Raw genomic sequence first — 19,022 nt, 5'->3', positions numbered from 1 at the left:
GTCTGGTTTCGACCTCGCCTCAGTCCTTCGTAGGGCTCACCCCCCCATCGGCTGCGGCGCCATCACGGGCTCGAACACGGTCAGGCGGGCGCGGCGCTTGGTGGGGACGGGCTTGTAGACCTGCTTGGTCGCCTCGACGACGTGCACGCCGGCAAAAGGCAGCGCCAGCGTCGCGCCCACGCGCTCCCAGGCCACGGCCGAGCGCAGGAACCAGTTGCGCGGCACGGGCGGCATGTAGAGCGCTTCGTCCCAGCCCACGGGGGTGAACAGCGCGCCGCGCAGGAGATCGGTGATCTGGGTGCGCGAGAAGGGGCGCCCATGGCCGAACGGGTTGTTCTCGGTACGCGCCCACACGCCGCGCCGGCTCGGCACCACGCAGATTAGCCGCCCACCCGGCGCCAGCACCCGCCACACCTCGCGCAGAACCTCGCCGGCATCGGGCGTCATCTCCAGAAGATGCACGGCGATGACCCGGTCGATCATGCCCGCGCGCAGCGGCAGCTCGGTCTCATCCACCAGCGCGGCGAGCGTCGGCGCCGCCGAGGGCCAGCGGGTGACCCCCTGCGCGCCCGGCATGAAGGCGAGGGCGCGCTCGCACTCCTCGCGGAACATGCCGAGATAGGGCGTGGCATAGCCCATGCCGAGGACGCAAAGCCCGCGCACATTGCCGGCGCGGGCGCGAATGGCGCGGCCGACAAGGCGGCGCGTCACCACGCCGATGGGCTGGGCATAGAAGCTGCGAAGGCCGACCACGTCAGGATACATGGCCGAAGCTTATAGCCTGAGCGATGACGCCTTGAAATCACCACCCTTTTGCGCCACATAGGCGGGGCATGCGGTCGCTTCGTCCGCATCGGGGCCGCGTCGCTCGATGTCCGCTTCGGCTGGGAGCCGGATCCGGTCAGGTTTTCCTGGCCGCTTTTCCGCCTCCACTTCTGAGCCGCGGCAGTCTTCGGCCCCTCATCATCGGAAATCGCCGACGTCCCAGGCCACGCGGGGTGTCTCAACACCCCGTGATTCGCGGTTCGCGCTGCTCCTGCGCGCGGACGCAATCGCCCATGAAAGAACGCTACTTGACCACTTTCAACGAACTCGGCCTTGCCGAGCCGATCCTGAAGGCCCTCGCGGAAGCCAACCACACCACGCCCACCCCGATCCAGATTCAGGCCGTGCCGCAGGTTCTCGCGGGCCGCGATCTCATCGGCATCGCCCAGACCGGCACCGGCAAGACCGCCGCCTTCGCGCTGCCGATCCTGCAGCATCTCGTCACCCACCGCTTTCGTCCCGAGCGCCGCTCGGCCCGCGCGCTGGTACTGAGCCCGACCCGCGAACTCTCCGGCCAGATCCTTGAGAGCTTCCGCCTGTATGGCAAGCATGTGCGCCCCTCCACCGCGCTCGCCATCGGCGGCGTGCCGATCGGCCGCCAGGCCCGCGCGCTCGCCAATGGCGTCGACGTGCTGGTGGCGACCCCCGGCCGCCTCGTCGACCTTCTGGAGAACAACGCGGTTCGGCTCGACATGGTCGAGGTGCTCGTCCTCGACGAAGCCGACCAGATGCTGGACATGGGCTTCATCCATGCCATTCGCGCCATCTGCGCCCGGCTGCCGGCCAAGCGCCGCAACCTTTTCTTCTCCGCCACCATGCCGCGCGAGATCGAGAAGCTGGCGGATTCGCTGCTGACCGATCCGGTGCGCGTCGCTGTGACGCCGGTGGCCAAGACCGCCGACCGCATCGAGCAGAAGGTGTTCTTCACCGACCGCGCCGGCAAGCCGAACCTGCTGGTCGAAGTGCTCTCCGAGCCCGATCTCGATCGCGCCCTGGTGTTCTCGCGCACCAAGCATGGCGCCGACCGCGTGGTGAAGGGCCTTGCCGGGGCCGGCATCGCCGCCGAGGCGATCCATGGCAACAAGTCGCAGCCGCAGCGTGAGCGGGCGCTCGCCGCCTTCCGCCAGGGTGTCGTCAAGGTGCTTGTCGCCACCGACATCGCCGCGCGCGGCATCGACGTGCCGGGCGTGAGCCATGTGATCAATTACGATCTGCCCAACGTGCCGGAAAGCTATGTCCATCGTATCGGCCGCACCGCGCGCGCCGGCCGCGAAGGCATCGCCATTTCGCTGTGCGACGGCGAGGAGCGCGCCTTCCTGCGCGACATCGAGCGGCTGATCAAGATCACCATCCCGTCGGTCGACCGCCGCGGCGAGAGCCGCCGCGAAGGCGCGCCGCGCCTTGAGGGTTTCCGCTCCGATGGTCCGCGCCCGGCGCGCGAGGAGCGCGGGCCCCGTGGCCCGCGCAGCGATGCCCCGCGCGGCGCCCGCCCGTTCAACCGTGGGCCCCGCCCCGAGGGCGAGGCCCGCAAGGACGGTCCCCGCCATGACCGGCCGCATCATGACGGCCCGCGCCACGAAGGCCGCACCGACGGCGTCCGCCGCGAGGGTCCGCCGCGCGAGGGGCGCCGCCCGCCGCGCCGCAAGGCCTATAACGCCGCGCCCTGATCGTCAGGGAGCGAACACCTCGCGCACCGAAAGGAGCGCGGGGTCCTCTGGTGTTTGCTGCCGCGCAGCATTATCAGGACAAGACAAATGCCGGCCGGCAGGGTATTGGCCTAGCGGCAAGGCCGGCAGCAGCCTGTACGAGGAGAGCCATTAATGGCGAAAGAGGAACTGCTCGAGTTCGACGGCACCGTGACGGAAGTTCTGCCCGACGGCAATTTCCGCGTCGTGCTCGACAATGAACACGAGATACTCGCCTATGCGGCGGGCAAGATGAAGAAGAACCGCATCCGCACCATCGTCGGCGATCGCGTCGTCGTCGAGATGTCGCCTTATGACCTCGAGCGCGGACGCATCAATTTCCGTCACAAGACCGGTGGACCGACCCCGCCGATCGGCAGCGGCCAGCGCCGTCCGCCTCCGGGCCGTCGCCGCTGAGGCGCCGGGCGTTTCGCCCGGCCGCCCCGCCTGCCCTCGCCTCGCGCCCCTCGCCCCGCCGGTCAGACCGGCCAATCGGCGAGGCGCCAGGCCGAATCCCAGAACATCCATTCGAGCTCCGTGGCCCGCTTATAGGCCGCGTGCATGCGCGCGAGCACGGCCGGCGACGCCCCCCGCGCCGCACGATCGGTGGTGGCGATCACCGCCCGCACCGCCTCGTGGAATTCCTCGCCGGCATAGGTGTCGATCCAGGCATCGTAAGGGTTCGGCCGCACCGCCCGGCCGAGAATGTCCCGCCCGATTTCGGCATAGATCCAGAAGCAGGGCAGCAGCGCCGCCAGCACCACCGGATAGGGCTCGGCATAGGCGGTAGCGATCAGGAAGCTGGAATAGTGGTGGCACACCGGCGACATCGGCGTGCGCGCGAACTCGTCCGCATCGATGCCGAATTTCTCGAAGAAATCCGTGTGCAGCGAACGCTCCACCACCACCGCGACCTTCGCGCCCTCCGCGAACTGAACCAGTTCGTCCGGATCCTCCGCCTTCGCCGCCGCGATGGCCAGCGCCCGGCCGAAGGCGATGAGATAATGCGCGTCCTGCAGCATGTAGTGGCGGAAACGCTCCGCCGACAGCGTGCCGTCCGCCAGTGCCGCGTTGAACGGCATGGTGCGGATCGCTTCATAGGTCGGCAGGTTGCGGCCCCAGGCATGCGCGCTGAAGGAATGGGCGCTGAGGGTCGAGCCGTCGCTCATGGCGTTTCCTCCTGACATGAAAAGGGCCGCTGGTGACAGCGGCCCGGATCATACTAGTCTGATGGCCGGCGGCAAAACCGGACGGGATGGTTCAGTGCGACGTGCGGGCGTCCGCCTCGATCGCCGCCGCCGCGGACTTCAGCTGTTCGAGGAACTGCTGGCGGCTGGCCCGGATGGACTCGTCGCGGGCGTCCTCGACATCTTCCTGCGCGTCGCGGATCATCTGCGCGAGATTTTCCGCCTTCAGCTCGGCCAGCGGGATCGCGGTCTCGGCCAGCACGGTGAGGCCGGCCGGATTGGCTTCGGCGAAGCCGCCGCGCACGAACAGCTTTTTCGCCGGGCCATCGCCCTTGATCGTCAGCACGCCGGGCTTCAGCGTCGACACGAAGGGCGCATGGCCGGCAAGGATGCCGAACTCGCCCTCGGCGCCGGGGACGATCACCTCGGTCACCGCGCCGGAATAGACGAGGCGCTCAGGCGAGACGAGTTCAAACGGGAAGGTGGCCATGGATCCTCCAGGGGATGCGTCAGCGTCAATGATCGACGCCCCGTGCCGTCACGGCCGGGGCGCGCGGATCACGCGGCCTCGGCAGCCATCTTCTTGCCCTTCTCGATCGCCTCTTCAATGGTGCCGACCATGTAGAAGGCCTGCTCCGGGAGGTGATCATACTTGCCTTCCACCAGGCCCTTGAAGCCCTTGATGGTGTCGGCGAGGTCGACGAGCTTGCCGGGCGAGCCGGTGAAGACTTCGGCGACGTGGAAGGGCTGCGACAGGAAGCGCTCGATCTTGCGGGCGCGGGCGACGGTGAGCTTGTCCTCTTCCGAGAGCTCGTCCATGCCCAGGATCGCAATGATGTCCTGCAGCGACTTGTAGCGCTGCAGCGTCTGCTGCACCTGGCGCGCCACATTGTAGTGCTCTTCGCCGATGACGAGCGGCGAGAGAATGCGCGAGGTGGAGTCGAGCGGGTCCACCGCCGGATAGATGCCCTTTTCCGCGATCGAGCGCGACAGAACGGTGGTCGCGTCGAGATGGGCGAAGGAGGCGGCCGGCGCCGGGTCGGTCAGGTCGTCGGCGGGCACGTAAATGGCCTGCACCGAGGTGATCGAGCCCTTGGTGGTGGTGGTGATGCGCTCCTGCAGCGCGCCCATGTCGGTGGCCAGGGTCGGCTGATAGCCCACCGCCGAAGGAATGCGGCCGAGCAGCGCCGACACTTCCGAACCCGCCTGGGTAAAGCGGAAGATGTTATCCACGAAGAACAGCACGTCCTGGCCCTGGTCGCGGAAATGCTCGGCGACGGTGAGGCCGGTGAGCGCGACGCGGGCGCGGGCCCCCGGGGGCTCGTTCATCTGGCCATAGACCAGCGCGCACTTGGAACCGGAGGACGAGCCGCCATTCTCGTGCGGATCGACGTTCACCTTGGACTCGATCATCTCATGGTAGAGGTCGTTACCCTCGCGGGTACGCTCGCCCACGCCGGCGAACACGGAATAACCACCGTGCGCCTTGGCGATGTTGTTGATGAGCTCCATGATGAGCACGGTCTTGCCGACGCCGGCGCCGCCGAACAGGCCGACCTTGCCGCCCTTGGAATAGGGTGCCAGCAGGTCCACGACCTTGATGCCGGTGACGAGGATTTCCGCCTCGGTCGACTGCTCGGCATAGGAGGGAGCCGGCTGGTGGATGCCGCGGGTGGTCTCGCCGACGAGCGGGCCGGCTTCGTCCACGGGCTCGCCGATGACGTTCATGATGCGGCCGAGGCAGGCCTCGCCGACCGGCACCGAGATCGGGCCGCCCGTATCCTTCACTTCGGTGCCGCGGACCAGACCTTCGGTCGAGTCCATGGCGATGGTGCGCACGGTGTTCTCACCGAGATGCTGGGCGACCTCGAGCACGAGGCGGTTGCCCTGATTGGTCGTCTCCAGCGCGTTCAGGATCTCCGGGAGGTGATCCTCGAACTGCACGTCCACGACGGCGCCGATGACCTGCGTGATGCGTCCGACATTAGCCATGTTCGTCGTCCTTCCGGGTCCTGCCTCACAGCGCCTCGGCGCCGGAGATGATCTCGATAAGTTCCTTCGTGATCATCGCCTGACGGGTGCGGTTGTAGGTCAAAGTCTGCTTCTTGATCATTTCACCCGCGTTGCGGGTGGCGTTGTCCATCGCGCTCATGCGCGCGCCCTGTTCGGACGCGCCGTTCTCGAGCAGCGCCTTGAAGATCTGCACCGCGAGATTGCGCGGCAGCAGGTCGGCGAGGATTTCGGCCTCGCCCGGCTCGTATTCGTAGACCGCCTCGCTGCCCTTGGGGGCTTCGGCGGGGGCGGCGAAGGTCGCCGGAATGAGCTGCTGCGCGGTCGGGACCTGCGAGATCACCGACTGGAAGCGGCTGAAGAACTGCGTCGCCACGTCGAATTCGCCGGCGGCGAACATGGCGCCGATCTTCTCCGCGATCTTCTGCGCATCGGCGAAGGTGGCGCCCTTGTTGGCGCGCAGCTCGACGGCCTCGACGATCTGCTTCTCGAACTGGCGGCGCAGCGCGTCATGGCCCTTGCGGCCGACACAGAAGATCTTGACCGTCTTGCCCTGCGCCATCAGCGACAAAGCGCGCTCGCGGGCGAGGCGGACGATCGAGGAGTTGAAGGCGCCGCACAGGCCGCGCTCGGCGGTCAGCACGATGAGCAGATGCGTCTCGTCCTTGCCGGTGCCGGTCAGCAGCAGCGGCGCGTCCGGCCCGCCGGAAATCGCGCCGGCGATGTTGCCGAGCACGCTCTCCATGCGCTGGGCATAGGGGCGTGCGGCCTCGGCCGCCTGCTGGGCGCGCCGCAGCTTGGCGGCGGCGACCATCTGCATCGCCTTGGTGATCTTCTGCGTCGCCTTCACCGAAGCGATGCGATTGCGCAGATCCTTAAGGCTGGCCATCTACCCGATGCTCCGCTCTGCCGATCAGGCGAAAGTCTTCGAGAAGGCGTCGAGCGCCTTCACGAGCTTGTCGGCGGTGTCCTTCGAAAGTTCCTTCGAAGTGCGGATGGTGTCGAGGATGTCGGCGTGCTTGGAGCGGAGGAACAGCAGGAGGCCCTGCTCGAACTCGCGCACCTTCGACACCGGCAGGGCGTCGAGATAGCCATTGGTGCCGGCATAGATCACCACCACCTGCTCCTCGACCTTCAGCGGCGCGAACTGTGACTGCTTCAGGAGTTCGGTGAGGCGGGCGCCGCGGTTGAGCAGCTTCTGGGTCGAGGCGTCGAGGTCCGAGCCGAACTGGGCGAAGGCCGCCAGCTCGCGATACTGGGCGAGCTCGCCCTTGATCTTGCCGGCGACCTGCTTCATCGCCTTGATCTGCGCCGAGGAACCGACGCGCGACACCGAGAGGCCGACGTTCACCGCCGGGCGGATGCCCTGGAAGAACAGGTCCGACTCGAGGAAGATCTGGCCGTCGGTGATCGAGATCACGTTGGTCGGGATGTAGGCCGACACGTCGTTGGCCTGGGTCTCGATGACCGGGAGGGCGGTCAGCGAGCCGGCGCCGTTCTCGTCATTGAGCTTGGCGGCGCGCTCGAGCAGGCGCGAGTGGAGATAGAACACGTCGCCGGGATAGGCTTCGCGGCCCGGCGGGCGGCGCAGCAGCAGCGACATCTGGCGGTACGCCACGGCCTGCTTGGACAGGTCATCATGAATGATGAGGGCGTGCATGCTGTTGTCGCGGAAGAACTCGCCCATGGCGGTGCCGGCGAACGGCGCCAGGAACTGCATCGGCGCGGCGTCGGACGCGGTGGCGGCGACGACGATGGAATATTCCAGCGCGCCCTGCTCTTCCAGCACCTTCACGAACTGGGCGACGGTGGAGCGCTTCTGACCGACCGCGACATAGACGCAGTACAGCTTCTGGCTCTCCGGCGCATCGCCGGCGTTCAGCGGCTTCTGGTTCAGGATGGCGTCGAGCGCCACGGCGGTCTTGCCGGTCTGGCGGTCGCCGATGATCAGCTCGCGCTGGCCACGGCCGATCGGGATCAGCGCATCGATGGCCTTGAGGCCGGTCTGCATCGGCTCGTGCACGGACTTGCGCGGAATGATGCCGGGGGCCTTCACGTCGACGCGGCGGCGCTCGGTATATTCAATCGGGCCCTTGCCGTCGATCGGGTTGCCGAGAGCGTCGACGACGCGGCCGAGCAGACCCTTGCCGACCGGAACGTCGACGATGGCGCCGGTGCGCTTGACGGTCTGGCCTTCCATGATCTCGCGGTCGGAACCGAAGATGACGACGCCGACATTGTCGATTTCGAGGTTCAGCGCCATGCCGCGCGTGCCGTTCTCGAACTCGACCATCTCGCCCGCCTGGACGTTGTCGAGACCGTAGATACGGGCGATGCCGTCACCGACGGAGAGGACCTGACCGACCTCGGAGACTTCGGCTTCCTGGCCGAAATTCTTGATCTGCTCCTTGAGGATCGCGGAAATTTCAGCGGCGCGGATATCCATCAGCGAACCTCTTTCATCGCAGTGCGGATCGAATTGAGCTTGGTCTTGAGGGAAGCGTCGACGAGCTTCGAGCCGACCTTGACCTTCAGGCCGCCCAGGAGCGAGGGATCCACCTCGATGGCGAGCTTGACGTCCTTGCCGGTCAGCGTGTCGAGCGACTGCTTCAGCGTAGCGGCGTGGGCTTCCGACAGCGGCTGCGCCACGGTGACTTCCGCCGTCACCTCGCCCTTATAGGCGGCGACGAGCAGGCCGAAGTCGCGAATGATGGCCTCGACCGTGAACAGGCGGCGGTTGGCCGCCACGGTCTTGAAGAAGTTGGCGGCGAGGCCGGTGATGCCCGCCTTGGCGAGCAGGGCGGCGACCGCCTTCTCCTGCTCCTCGGAGGCGAAGACCGGGCTACGCACGAGGCGCTTCAGGTCGGCGCTCTCGGCGATCATCGCGCTGAAACGGTCAAGGTCCGCCTTCACCGCATCGACGGCATGGGCGTCGCGGGCCAGCTCGAAGAGCGCCGTCGCGTAGCGTCCTGCCACTCCGGATACGTAGGTCTCGGCCACGTTGCCTCTCTCGGGGCTCGTCCGGAGCGCGCGCCGCCCGGGAGGGGACGCTTCTTCCGGACTGGAAGGATGTGAACTCAAGGCGGCGTAGGGGTTTCCCTTACCCGACAGCGAAGTCGGCGGTTCCCTAACACGGCTCTCCGCATGCTGCAACACGAGCGCGTGAGGGAAAAACCGGGGCAACTGACGCAGCGGCCGGAGATTCCCCGCCAGTGCACCATCTCATGATGCCACAAGGCTTTGCGGGCCCTGCGGCGCATTGTTGCACCGCGCCGCCCGGACATTGGCGCGCCGGCTTTTCCACCCCTGCGCGAGGATGTCGCGGGGTCTGGCATACCAGAGCCCGGCGCCGAGCCGTCAGCAGGCGACGCGGGATCAGTCGCGCGCCACCCGCAGCGCCGCCGCCGCCGCCACCGGCCCGAGCACCAGCGCCGCGAGCGACAGGCCGAGCAGGATGCGGAACGGCGTGCCGAAGGGCACGGTGCCGCCCAGCGCGGTGGCCGTCGCGGCGACGGCGAAAATCAGCACCGGTATAGTCAGCGGCATGACCAGCACCGCCACCAGCAGCCCGCCGCGCCGGAACACGGCCGCGAAAGCGGCGCCGATCAGGCCGAGAAAGGTGATGGCGGGCGTGCCCACCAGCAGGGTCAGCGTCAGCGCCCCGATCGACGCGGGCGCAAGGTTGAGCAGCAGCGCCAGCACCGGCGCGGCCAGCACCAGCGGCAGGCCGGTGGCGATCCAGTGCGCCAGCCCCTTGGCCGCGGCCACCAGCTCCAGCGGTAGCGGGGCCATGGCGAGCACATCGAGCGCGCCATCTTCCGCATCCGCCGCGAACAGGCGGTCGAGGCCGATCAGCGAGGCGAGGAGCGCGCCGATCCACAGAATCGCCGGGCCGATGCGGGCGAGCAGAGCGAGGTCCGGCCCGATGGCGAAGGGCGTCACCACAACCACCGCCAGGAAGAAAACGACGCCGAGCCCCGCCCCGCCGCCGGCGCGGAAGGCCAGCCGCAGGTCGCGGGCGAGCAACGCCAGGAACGCCCGTCTCACAGCCCCTCCTCCGTCAGGAGAGCCCGCGCCGGCCGCCAGGCCCCGAGGTCGAGCGCGTCGCTGGGCCCGAAATCGAGCGGGGCATGGGTGGCGGCGACGATCAACCCGCCCGCCGCCACATGCGCCCGCGCCAGCTCGCCGAAGCGTGCCTGCGCGGACACGTCCAGCGCCGTTGTCGGCTCGTCCAGCAGCCAGAGCGGGCGCTGCGCCACGAGGAGACGTGCCAGCGCCAAGCGGCGCTTCTGCCCGGCCGAGAGCACCGCCACCGGCAGACGCTCCAGCCCGCCGAGCCCGACCGCCTCCATCGCCGCCCCGACGGTGAGCGCCGGGCGGCCCAGCATGGCGCGCCAGAAGGCGAGGTTTTCCTGCGCGGAGAGCGACGGCTTATGCGCGTCGAGATGACCGAGATAATGTGTCTCCTCGGCGAAATCGTCCGGCTCCGGCGCGCCGTCGAGGCGCAGTGTGCCCGCCTCCGGCCGCGCCAGTCCGGCGAGAAGGCGCAGAAGCGAGGATTTGCCGGTGCCATTCGGCCCGGTGACGATGAGCGCCCGTCCCGCCTCAAGGGTGAAGCCCAGCCCCTGAAACAGCAGGCGCACGCCGCGTCGGCAGGCGAGATCGGCCACCACGAGCCGCATCAGAGGCCCCGCGCCCGGAAGCTGCCGACGCGCCGCACAAATTTCCAATGCATCGCGTCATGCCCTCTAGGATCGAAGTTTGAAATGGCTCTATATAGAAAACTGAACGATGCGCCCGGCGCCCTGCCAAAGCCCGCGCGAGCTGAGCTATAGCCCGCGAGCCCACTTCCTTCCAAGGCCCGGCGCATCCTGTCACTTTGTTAGCGGGGATCTGCCAGCCGTGACGTCGCTCGACAGCTTCAAATGCCGGAAAACTCTCACCGTCGGTTCCAAGACCTACGTCTATTACAGCCTGCCGGAGGCGGAGAAGAACGGCCTCGACGGCGTCTCGGCCCTGCCCTTCTCGATGAAGGTGCTGCTGGAGAACCTGCTGCGCTTCGAGGACGGGCGCTCCGTCTCGAAGAAGGACATCGTCTTCATCAAGGACTGGCTGGTCAATCGCGGCAAGGTCGAGAACGAGATCGCCTACCGCCCCGCCCGCGTGCTGATGCAGGACTTCACCGGCGTTCCCGCCGTCGTTGACCTCGCCGCCATGCGCGACGCCATGGTGCATCTGGGCGGTGACCCCAAGCGCATCAACCCGCTGGTGCCGGTCGACCTCGTCATCGACCATTCGGTGATCGTCAATTTCTTCGGCGACAACGCCGCCTTCGGCAAGAATGTCGAAGAGGAATACAAGCAGAACCAGGAGCGCTACCGCTTCCTGAAATGGGGTCAGTCGGCCTTCGACAATTTCCGCGTGGTGCCGCCCGGCACCGGCATCTGCCACCAGGTGAACCTCGAATATCTCGCCCAGACCGTGTGGACGAAGGATGAGGACGGCGAAACGATCGCCTATCCCGACACCTGCGTCGGCACCGACAGCCACACCACCATGGTCAACGGCCTCGGCGTGCTCGGCTGGGGCGTGGGTGGCATCGAGGCGGAGGCGGCCATGCTCGGCCAGCCGGTCTCCATGCTGATTCCCGAGGTGATCGGCTTCAAGCTCACCGGCGAGATGAAAGAGGGCATCACCGCCACCGATCTCGTGCTCACCGTCACCCAGATGCTGCGCAAGAAGGGCGTGGTCGGCAAGTTCGTCGAGTTCTTCGGCCCGGGCCTCGATCACCTCTCGCTCGCCGACCGCGCAACAATAGGCAACATGGCGCCGGAATATGGCGCGACCTGCGGCTTCTTCCCCGTCGATTCGGAAACCATCGCCTACCTCGACGAGACCGGCCGCACCGATGACCGCATCGCGCTGGTCGAGGCCTATTCCAAGGCCCAGGGTATGTGGCGCACCGCCGGCACGGCCGACCCGGTGTTCACCGATGTGCTCGAACTCGACATTTCCACCGTGCTGCCCTCGCTCGCCGGCCCGAAGCGCCCGCAGGACCGCGTGCTGCTCTCCGGCACCAAGCAGGGCTTCCTCGCCGCGCTGGAAGGCGAGTTCAAGAAGGCGGGCGAGACGGGCAAGCGCGTGCCGGTCGCCGGCACCGACTATGATCTCGGCCATGGCGACGTGACCATCGCCGCCATCACCTCCTGCACCAACACCTCCAACCCCAGCGTTCTCATCGCCGCCGGCCTGCTCGCCCGCAACGCCGTGGCGAAGGGGCTGACGTCCAAGCCCTGGGTGAAGACCTCGCTCGCCCCCGGCAGCCAGGTGGTGGAAGGCTATCTCGCCTCCGCCGGCCTGCAGGACGACCTCGACGCGCTCGGCTTCAATCTGGTCGGCTTCGGCTGCACCACCTGCATCGGCAATTCCGGCCCGCTGCCCGAGGCGATTTCCGAGGCGATCAACAAGAACGACCTGATCGCCGGCGCCGTCATTTCCGGCAACCGCAATTTCGAAGGCCGCGTGAACCCCGACGTGAAGGCGAACTACCTCGCCTCCCCGCCGCTCGTCGTCGCCTACGCCATTGCCGGCTCGCTGCAGATCGACCTCGCCACCGAGCCGCTCGGCACGGGTTCGGACGGCCAGCCCGTCTATCTCAAGGACATCTGGCCCTCGAACCAGGAGATCGCGACCTTCATCCGCGAGAACGTCACCAAGAAGATGTTCCAGGAGAAGTATTCCGACGTGTTCAAGGGCGACGAGAACTGGCAGAAGATCGCCATTCCCGCGGGCGAGACCTATGCCTGGGACGACCGCTCCACCTATGTGCAGAACCCGCCCTATTTCGAGGGCATGAAGATGGAGCCGGAGCCGGTCACCGACATCATCAAGGCACGGGTGATCGGGCTGTTCCTCGATTCCATCACCACCGACCACATCTCGCCCGCCGGTTCGATCAAGGAGGCGAGCCCGGCCGGGGCCTATCTGCGCGACCATCAGGTCCGCCCGGCCGACTTCAACCAGTACGGCACGCGGCGCGGCAACCATCAGGTGATGATGCGCGGCACCTTCGCCAATATCCGCATCAAGAACCAGATGCTGGCCGGCAAGGAAGGCGGGTTCACCCGCCACTGGCCGGATGGCACCGAGATGCCGATCTACGACGCCGCCATGCTCTACCGGCAGGAAGGCGTGCCCACCGTGGTCTTCGCGGGCAAGGAATATGGCACCGGCTCCTCGCGCGACTGGGCGGCCAAGGGCACGGCGCTGCTCGGCGTCCGCGCCGTCATCGCCCAGAGCTTCGAGCGCATCCACCGTTCGAACCTCGTCGGCATGGGCGTGGTGCCGCTGGTGTTCCAGAACGACGAATCCTGGCAGTCGCTCGGCATCAAGGGCGACGAGATCGTCACGCTGAAGGGCATTGAGGGTGACCTCAAGCCGCGCCAGACGCTGATCGCCGAGATCCTCTTCGCCGACGGCACGATCAAGAACGTCCCGCTCACCTGCCGCATCGATACGCTGGACGAGCTGGATTACTTCCGCAATGGCGGCATCCTGCCCTTCGTGCTGCGCAATCTCGCCGCCTGAACCGACAGCGCGTCTTGACAACTGGCCGGCACGGGACACCTCCTGTGCCGGCCTTGTCGTATCCGCTTCATCCGCCCAGAACGCCCCGCCACGTCACGCTGGCGTCAACGGCGACACCCGAATGTGACTGGTGGCGCGCCCCGTGCCGTCCTATTGCCTTGGGCGCAGGCCCGCCGGCGATCCGGGCACGGGCCCGCGTCGAACCCTGCGAGGGCGGCCTTTAGGCGGGCTGCCCGCTGCGTGCCCTGAGTCCCCGCGCCCAAGGACAAGCGCCCGACATGTCCCTGACCGCCGCTTCCGCTTTCGGCCCGCCCGTCCGCGCCTCACTTCTCACCCGTGCGCTGTTTTCGGGCGTCACCCTCGCCCTGATGAGCGTGCTGTTCGCTCCTGCCGGGGCCCATGCCGAGGACATGCCTGTCAAGGCCGAGCCGGTGAAGCCCATAACCGCGCCGAAGGCGGTGATCGAGCTGTTCACCAGCCAGGGCTGCTCCTCCTGCCCGCCGGCCGACAAGCTGATGGGTGAACTCGCCGCCCGCTCCGACGTGCTCGCCCTCACCCTGGCGGTGGATTACTGGGACTATCTCGGCTGGAAGGACACGCTCGCCAAGCATGGGCATTCGCTGCGCCAGAAGGCCTATGCCCATATGCGCGGCGACGGCAAGATGTTCACCCCCCAGGCGGTGGTGAACGGCCGCGCCATGACCATCGGCTCGGACCGGGCGGCACTGGAGCGCGTGCTGGCCGCCAGTTCCGCCCCCGTCGTGCCGGTGTCGGTCGAGTCCGTTGCGGGTAATGTCACGGTTCAGATCGGCGCCCTGCCCGGGGCGGCCAAGGCCGAGGTGTGGCTCTGCCCGGTGGCGAGCCGCATGGAGGTCGAGATCGGCCGAGGTGAGAATGAGGGCGCCCACGTCGTCTACCACAATGTGGTGCGCGGCTGGGTGCGGCTCGGCACTTGGGAAGGGATGCCCGCCCGTTTCCAGGCCCCGGTCCACCGTGCGCCCGGCGATGGCATCGACGCGGTGGCGGTGTTCGTCCAGACGGGTTCGTCCACTGAGCCCGGCACCATGGTCGGGGCGGCACTGCAGCCGCTCGACTGACATGTGGAGATTCGGGACGCTTGGACGTTTGAGGAGCTTGGACGTTCGATGATACCGGGACAACCGAATCACGGCCTCGTTAACCGAAAACACAAGGCTGCCTGAATTCGGCCGTTGCGATGCCCCGAGCGCCCGCCATCCTCGCACCATAGCGTTGGGCCGGTTCGCGAGCGCATCGGTTTCCCAGCCCCCCAGCCCCCCGCGGCGTTTGTGGGCCGGCCTGACGCTACCTAGGTTCAATCCCCGAATTGCTCTTCAGGGCCGGCCATGTCGCCGGCCCTTTTTTCGTTCCGGCGTCGCCTCCGCTGCGGCCGCTCCGCCGGGCGTGCGAGCAGGGGACTTGAAGCCGCGCGCCGGGCGGTGGATCATGACGGCGACATGACACGGTTCAGCCCACAGGCCCGCTCACGCCGGGCTGCACAGGCCGGAGGCGCCGCGTGGCGGACATCGAGCCCATAGCCTTGCCGGCCGGTGCGCGCGTTGATCGCGTCACCTTCGACCGGCGCGAACTCGACCGCATCCTCGATCTCTACGGCCGCATGGTCGCCCTGGGCGAATGGCGGGACTACGCCATCGACTTCACCCGCGACAAGGCGGTGTTCTCCATTTTCCGCCGCGCCACCGAGGTGCCGATCTACCGCATCGAAAAGGACCCGCGCCTCGCCCGCAAACAGGGCGCCTACACGGTGGTGTCGCAAACCGGCCTCATCCTCAAACGCGGGCATGAGCTTGCGCGCGTCATCGCGGTGCTGGAAAAGCCGCTGCGCGCCGTCAACTGACCGGCCTTCACATCGATTCGGAGATCTAAATGCGCAGCCTGACTGTCGCCGCCACCCAGATGCGCTGCGACTGGGATATCGAGGGCAATATCGCCCGCGCCGAAGCCCTGGTGCGCGAAGCCGCCGCGCGGGGCGCGAAGCTCATCCTGCTGCAGGAGCTGTTCGAGACCCCCTATTTCTGCCAGGACCAGCTGCACGAATTCCTCGACCTCGCCAAGCCTTTCGAGGGCAATCGGCTGGTGGCGCATTTCGCCCGTCTGGCGAAGGAACTGGGCGTCGTGCTGCCGGTCTCCTTCTTCGAGCGTGCCGGGCCGGCGGCCTTCAATAGCCTCGCCATGGTGGATGCGGACGGCGAGGTGCTCGGCCTGTACCGCAAGAGCCATATCCCCGATGGACCCGGCTACACCGAGAAGTTCTATTTCTCGCCCGGCGACACCGGCTTCCGGGTCTGGAACACGGCGGTAGGCCGCGTCGGCGTCGGCATCTGCTGGGACCAGTGGTTCCCGGAATGCGCGCGCACCATGGCGCTGCTCGGTGCCGAAGTGCTGCTCTACCCCACCGCCATCGGCTCCGAGCCGCATGATGCCACTCTCGATTCGGCCGGCCACTGGCAGCGGGTGATGCAGGGCCATGCCGGCGCCAATCTGATGCCGGTTATCGCCTCCAACCGTATCGGCCGCGAGGAAGGCCGCAACGGTACCTCCATCACCTTCTACGGCTCCTCTTTCATCGCCGGGCCGACCGGCGAGAAGGTCGCGGAAGCCGGGCGGGAAGAAGAGGCCGTGCTCACCGCCACCTTCGACCTCGACGGCATCGCCCGCCAGCGCCACAGCTGGGGCGTGTTCCGCGATCGCCGGCCGGAACTTTACGCTCCGGTACTGACCCTCGACGGGCGGGCGCCGACGCGGGCGATCGGGTGAGAGCATGAGCGAGACCTTCACCACCTTGCCCGCCGCCGACGGCTTCCGCATGCCGGCGGAATGGGAGCCGCATGCCGGCAGCTGGATGATCTGGCCGGAGCGGCCGGACAATTGGCGCGCCGATGCCGAACCGGCGCAGGCCGCCTTCGTCGCCGTCGCCAGCGCCATTGCCCGTTTCGAGCCGGTCACCATGCTGGCGAGCCCGCGCCAGTGGCGGCATGCCCGCGCCGCCCTGCCGCCCTCGGTTCGGGTGGTGGAGGCGACCTCGGACGATTCCTGGTGCCGCGACAGCGGGGCCACCTTCCTCACCGATTCGGCCGGCCGGCTTCGCGGGGTGGATTGGGGTTTCAACGCCTGGGGCGGGCTCTACACGCCCTTTGACCAGGACGAACTGATCGCCGCCAAGATGCTGGAGATCGAGCGGGCGCCGCGCTACGCCGCCCCGCTCGTTCTCGAAGGCGGCTCGATCCATGTCGACGGCGAAGGCACGGTGCTGACCACCGAGGAATGCCTGCTCAACCCGAACCGTAACCCGGACCTCACGCGTGAGGAGATCGAGCAGCATCTCAAGGACTATCTCGGCGTCTCCAAGGTGCTCTGGCTTGGCGCCGGCCTCGTCGATGACGAAACCTCGGGCCATATCGACAACCTCGCCTGCTTCGTCCGCCCCGGCATGGTGGCTCTCACCGGCTGCGACGACCCGCTCGACCCGCAATACGCCATCTCCAAGGATGCACGCGAGCGGCTGTCGACGATGACCGACGCGCGCGGCCGCGCGCTCGAGATTGTCACCCTGCCGCTGCCCGGCCCGCTGTTCCGCACGGGCGAGGAAGCGCTCGACCTCGGCACCGAGCCCGGCACCATGTCGCGCCGCCCCGGCGAGCGGCTTGGCGCCTCCTATGCCAATTTCTATCTCGGCAACGGTTTTGTACTGATGCCGCTGCTCGATCCGGCAAAGGACGAGGAGGCTCGCGCCATCCTCGCCCGGCTGTTCCCGGAGCGCGAGGTGGTGGGCGTGCCCACGCACGAGATCATTCTCGGCGGCGGCAATATCCACTGCATCACCCAGCAGCAGCCGCTCGGCACGCCGGGCTGAGCAAGAGCATACCGCCCGCCGTCATTCCGGCCGAGCAGCGCGAGAGCCGGGATCGCGTCCCGTCTATACCGACGACGATCCCGGATCGGTCCTGCGGAGCGTCCGGGATGACGGCGAGGGGGGGCGGGCACGCTGGGCTGACGCTCAGGGTTTCACCAGACCCAGCCGGATCAGGCTTTCGGCGGTCGCGAGAATCGCCTCCTCCGCCGGGCGCGGCGACCAGCCGAGCGTCTCCCGCGCCTTGACGGAGGTGGCGCTGCGGCGGATGCCGAGCCTCGGCACGGCGAGCCGCGCTGTCGGCAGCACCAGCGCGGCGAGGCGCACCGCGAGATCGGGCAGCTCAAAGCGCGGGACCCGCCGTGCCGCCGGGCCGAGTCCGTCGCGCAGCGTGCGCGCGATGGCGGCGAGTGACACCGCCGCGCCCGTCGTCGCCAGAAAGCGCTCGCCCGCCGCCTCCGGAGCGGTCATCGCCTTCACGTGCAGGTCGGCGACATCGCGTACATCGACCAGGCCGAGATAGACCCGAGGCAAGGCCGGCACCGCCCCGTCGAGCAGCGCGCGGACGAGATCAAGCGAGGCCGACATGTCCGGTCCCAGCGCCGGGCCGAGCACCACCACGGGATTGACGGTCGCAAGCTCCATGCCCGCGCCGTCGCCCTCCATGAAGTCCCACGCCGCACGTTCGGCCAGCGTCTTGGAACGCGTATAGGCGTCGACCCCTTCGCCGTCGACATCGGTCCAGTCGCGCTCGTCATAGAAATCGGCGCGCGGCGCGCGTCCATAGCCCACCGCCGCGAAGGAGGAGGTGACGACCACCCGCCGCACCCCGGCCGCCCGCGCCGCGCTCAGGACCCGCAGCGTCCCCTCGCGGGCGACACGGATCAGCGCCGCTTCATCCCCCGCTGCCATCCCCGCAGGGACGGGAGAAGCGACATGGAGCGCGTAATCGCAGCCTTCCATCGCGGTAGACCAGCCTTCATCGGCGAGCAGATCGGCGGCGTGAAAGCTCAGCGGCGCCGGCGTCGGCGCGCCGCCCGCCGCCAGCTGGGCGCGGGCCGGCTTTTCCCGGTCCATGGCGCGCAATGAGGCGCGCACTTCGTGCCCCTCGCGCAGCAAAGCGAGGATGACATGGGCGGCGATAAAGCCGGAGCCGCCGGTGACGAGCACACGCGCCATCAGCCCTCCCCCATTGCAGCGGGGCCGAGCATCTTCAACGCGGCGCAGGCCGCGCCGAAGCCATTGTCGATGTTCACCGCCACCACGCCGGGCGCGCAGCTGGCCAGAGCCGAGGTGAGCGCCGCCTTTCCACCCTCGGCGACGCCATAGCCAATGGAGGTGGGCACCGCGATCACCGGCGCCGCCACCAGCCCGCCGAGAACGGAGAACAGCGCCCCCTCCATCCCCGCCACCGCGATCACCACCCGGCAGGCCCGGATATCCTCGATCCGCTCCATCAGCCGCCAGAGCCCGGCGACGCCGACATCGGCGACGAGGCGTGCGCCCTGTCCGCTGAAGGCGAGGGTCCGCACCGCCTCGCGCGCGACCGGCAGATCCGACGTGCCGGCCGCCACGACGGCGATGCGGGCCTCGGACAGCGCGACCTCCCCGCCCAGCACGGCGGTGCGGGACAGCGGGTCGTAATCCAGCCCCGTGCGGGCCGGCTCGTCCAGCGCGGCGAAGGCCGCCGGCTCCAGCCTCGTGAGCAGCAGCCGCGCGCCGCGCGCCCGGGCGGCGGCGAGGATTTCCGCGAGCTGAGTCGACGACTTGGCGCTGCACAGCACCGCCTCGGGAAGACCCGTGCGCGCGGCGCGGCTCCAGTCGAAAGTGAAATCCACC

General features: G+C 68.2%; 18 protein-coding genes. 7 read left to right on the top strand and 11 right to left on the bottom strand.

Features of this window, described 5'->3' with window-relative positions; genetic code table 11:
* Window positions 1–36: 36 nt before the first annotated feature.
* Window positions 37–765: a class I SAM-dependent methyltransferase gene (locus tag J2S75_RS16655; protein ID WP_307021412.1), complete on the bottom strand. Its 729-nt coding sequence runs from the start codon at window positions 763–765 to the stop codon at window positions 37–39.
* A 293-nt stretch (window positions 766–1,058) separates the two neighbouring features.
* Between J2S75_RS16655 and J2S75_RS16650 the strand changes: the two genes are divergently transcribed.
* Both J2S75_RS16650 and infA read left to right on the top strand, forming a co-directional pair.
* Window positions 1,059–2,492, top strand: a complete 1,434-nt coding sequence (locus tag J2S75_RS16650) for a DEAD/DEAH box helicase (RefSeq protein WP_244450191.1) — start codon at window positions 1,059–1,061, stop codon at window positions 2,490–2,492.
* Between the two features lie 153 nt (window positions 2,493–2,645).
* A complete protein-coding gene (gene infA, locus J2S75_RS16645) occupies window positions 2,646–2,927 on the top strand; it encodes a translation initiation factor IF-1 (protein ID WP_013168254.1) in 282 nt (93 codons plus the stop codon).
* Window positions 2,928–2,989: 62 nt separating this feature from the next.
* On the opposite strand, the gene tenA is transcribed toward infA, so the two are convergent.
* The 8 genes from tenA to ccmA form a co-directional block, all read right to left on the bottom strand.
* Window positions 2,990–3,679: a thiaminase II gene (tenA, locus tag J2S75_RS16640; RefSeq protein WP_307021403.1), complete on the bottom strand. Its 690-nt coding sequence runs from the start codon at window positions 3,677–3,679 to the stop codon at window positions 2,990–2,992.
* A gap of 91 nt (window positions 3,680–3,770) precedes the next feature.
* Window positions 3,771–4,187, bottom strand: a complete 417-nt coding sequence (locus tag J2S75_RS16635; protein WP_307021401.1) for a F0F1 ATP synthase subunit epsilon — start codon at window positions 4,185–4,187, stop codon at window positions 3,771–3,773.
* 68 nt (window positions 4,188–4,255) lie between these two features.
* Window positions 4,256–5,689, bottom strand: a complete 1,434-nt coding sequence (gene atpD / locus J2S75_RS16630; RefSeq protein WP_244450188.1) for a F0F1 ATP synthase subunit beta — start codon at window positions 5,687–5,689, stop codon at window positions 4,256–4,258.
* 25 nt (window positions 5,690–5,714) lie between these two features.
* Window positions 5,715–6,596, bottom strand: coding sequence for a F0F1 ATP synthase subunit gamma (locus tag J2S75_RS16625; protein WP_307021398.1), 882 nt, complete (start codon window positions 6,594–6,596; stop codon window positions 5,715–5,717).
* A gap of 24 nt (window positions 6,597–6,620) precedes the next feature.
* Window positions 6,621–8,153 carry a F0F1 ATP synthase subunit alpha gene (gene atpA, locus J2S75_RS16620; protein WP_244450186.1) on the bottom strand — a complete coding sequence of 511 codons (1,533 nt, stop codon included), beginning with the start codon at window positions 8,151–8,153 and terminating at the stop codon, window positions 6,621–6,623.
* Window positions 8,153–8,707 carry a F0F1 ATP synthase subunit delta gene (locus J2S75_RS16615; RefSeq protein WP_307021395.1) on the bottom strand — a complete coding sequence of 185 codons (555 nt, stop codon included), beginning with the start codon at window positions 8,705–8,707 and terminating at the stop codon, window positions 8,153–8,155. Before J2S75_RS16615 ends, atpA begins: the two co-directional genes overlap by 1 nt.
* Before the next feature lie 375 nt (window positions 8,708–9,082).
* Window positions 9,083–9,754: a heme exporter protein CcmB gene (gene ccmB, locus J2S75_RS16610; protein WP_307021393.1), complete on the bottom strand. Its 672-nt coding sequence runs from the start codon at window positions 9,752–9,754 to the stop codon at window positions 9,083–9,085.
* A complete protein-coding gene (gene ccmA, locus J2S75_RS16605) occupies window positions 9,751–10,389 on the bottom strand; it encodes a heme ABC exporter ATP-binding protein CcmA (RefSeq protein ID WP_307021391.1) in 639 nt (212 codons plus the stop codon). Before ccmA ends, ccmB begins: the two co-directional genes overlap by 4 nt.
* Window positions 10,390–10,609: 220 nt before the next feature.
* On the opposite strand from ccmA, the gene acnA reads away from it, so the two are divergent.
* The 5 genes from acnA to aguA all read left to right on the top strand — a co-directional run bounded on the left by acnA (window position 10,610) and on the right by aguA (window position 17,186).
* Window positions 10,610–13,294 (top strand): aconitate hydratase AcnA, encoded by a 2,685-nt coding sequence (gene acnA / locus J2S75_RS16600; protein WP_307021389.1) that lies wholly within the window; start codon window positions 10,610–10,612, stop codon window positions 13,292–13,294.
* A gap of 278 nt (window positions 13,295–13,572) precedes the next feature.
* Entirely contained in the window at window positions 13,573–14,391 is an 819-nt protein-coding gene (locus J2S75_RS16595; RefSeq protein ID WP_307021387.1) for a DUF1223 domain-containing protein, read from the top strand.
* A 437-nt stretch (window positions 14,392–14,828) separates the two neighbouring features.
* Entirely contained in the window at window positions 14,829–15,170 is a 342-nt protein-coding gene (locus J2S75_RS16590; protein ID WP_244450180.1) for a DUF2794 domain-containing protein, read from the top strand.
* 29 nt (window positions 15,171–15,199) lie between these two features.
* On the top strand, window positions 15,200–16,090 hold the full coding sequence (gene aguB / locus J2S75_RS16585) for an N-carbamoylputrescine amidase (protein ID WP_307021384.1): 891 nt from the start codon (window positions 15,200–15,202) through the stop codon (window positions 16,088–16,090).
* A 4-nt stretch (window positions 16,091–16,094) separates the two neighbouring features.
* Window positions 16,095–17,186: an agmatine deiminase gene (aguA, locus tag J2S75_RS16580; RefSeq protein ID WP_307021382.1), complete on the top strand. Its 1,092-nt coding sequence runs from the start codon at window positions 16,095–16,097 to the stop codon at window positions 17,184–17,186.
* A 144-nt stretch (window positions 17,187–17,330) separates the two neighbouring features.
* Here the strand turns inward: aguA and J2S75_RS16575 are convergent, their stop codons facing one another.
* Both J2S75_RS16575 and larB read right to left on the bottom strand, forming a co-directional pair.
* The gene (locus J2S75_RS16575) at window positions 17,331–18,362 is read right to left on the bottom strand and encodes an SDR family oxidoreductase (protein WP_307021380.1); all 1,032 of its coding nucleotides are present in this window, start codon (window positions 18,360–18,362) and stop codon (window positions 17,331–17,333) included.
* Window positions 18,362–19,021, bottom strand: a complete 660-nt coding sequence (gene larB, locus J2S75_RS16570; RefSeq protein ID WP_307021378.1) for a nickel pincer cofactor biosynthesis protein LarB — start codon at window positions 19,019–19,021, stop codon at window positions 18,362–18,364. Before larB ends, J2S75_RS16575 begins: the two co-directional genes overlap by 1 nt.
* Window position 19,022: the final 1 nt, after the last annotated feature.

It is taken from the genome of Ancylobacter polymorphus, assembly GCF_030813495.1.
In the GTDB taxonomy this organism is placed as follows: domain Bacteria; phylum Pseudomonadota; class Alphaproteobacteria; order Rhizobiales; family Xanthobacteraceae; genus Ancylobacter; species Ancylobacter polymorphus.
Note: the sequence above shows the minus strand (reverse complement) of the source record. Positions and strands in the feature narration are given on the sequence as shown.

Coding starts and splice junctions, on each gene's coding strand:
- tenA (WP_307021403.1), bottom strand. CDS start 3,679: ATGAGCGACGGCTCGACCCTCAGCGCCCATTCCTTCAGCGCGCATGCC.
- J2S75_RS16625 (WP_307021398.1), bottom strand. CDS start 6,596: ATGGCCAGCCTTAAGGATCTGCGCAATCGCATCGCTTCGGTGAAGGCG.
- J2S75_RS16635 (WP_307021401.1), bottom strand. CDS start 4,187: ATGGCCACCTTCCCGTTTGAACTCGTCTCGCCTGAGCGCCTCGTCTAT.
- aguB (WP_307021384.1), top strand. CDS start 15,200: ATGCGCAGCCTGACTGTCGCCGCCACCCAGATGCGCTGCGACTGGGAT.
- atpA (WP_244450186.1), bottom strand. CDS start 8,153: ATGGATATCCGCGCCGCTGAAATTTCCGCGATCCTCAAGGAGCAGATC.
- J2S75_RS16655 (WP_307021412.1), bottom strand. CDS start 765: ATGTATCCTGACGTGGTCGGCCTTCGCAGCTTCTATGCCCAGCCCATC.
- aguA (WP_307021382.1), top strand. CDS start 16,095: ATGAGCGAGACCTTCACCACCTTGCCCGCCGCCGACGGCTTCCGCATG.
- ccmA (WP_307021391.1), bottom strand. CDS start 10,389: ATGCGGCTCGTGGTGGCCGATCTCGCCTGCCGACGCGGCGTGCGCCTG.
- J2S75_RS16575 (WP_307021380.1), bottom strand. CDS start 18,362: ATGGCGCGTGTGCTCGTCACCGGCGGCTCCGGCTTTATCGCCGCCCAT.
- infA (WP_013168254.1), top strand. CDS start 2,646: ATGGCGAAAGAGGAACTGCTCGAGTTCGACGGCACCGTGACGGAAGTT.
- J2S75_RS16595 (WP_307021387.1), top strand. CDS start 13,573: ATGTCCCTGACCGCCGCTTCCGCTTTCGGCCCGCCCGTCCGCGCCTCA.
- J2S75_RS16650 (WP_244450191.1), top strand. CDS start 1,059: ATGAAAGAACGCTACTTGACCACTTTCAACGAACTCGGCCTTGCCGAG.
- atpD (WP_244450188.1), bottom strand. CDS start 5,689: ATGGCTAATGTCGGACGCATCACGCAGGTCATCGGCGCCGTCGTGGAC.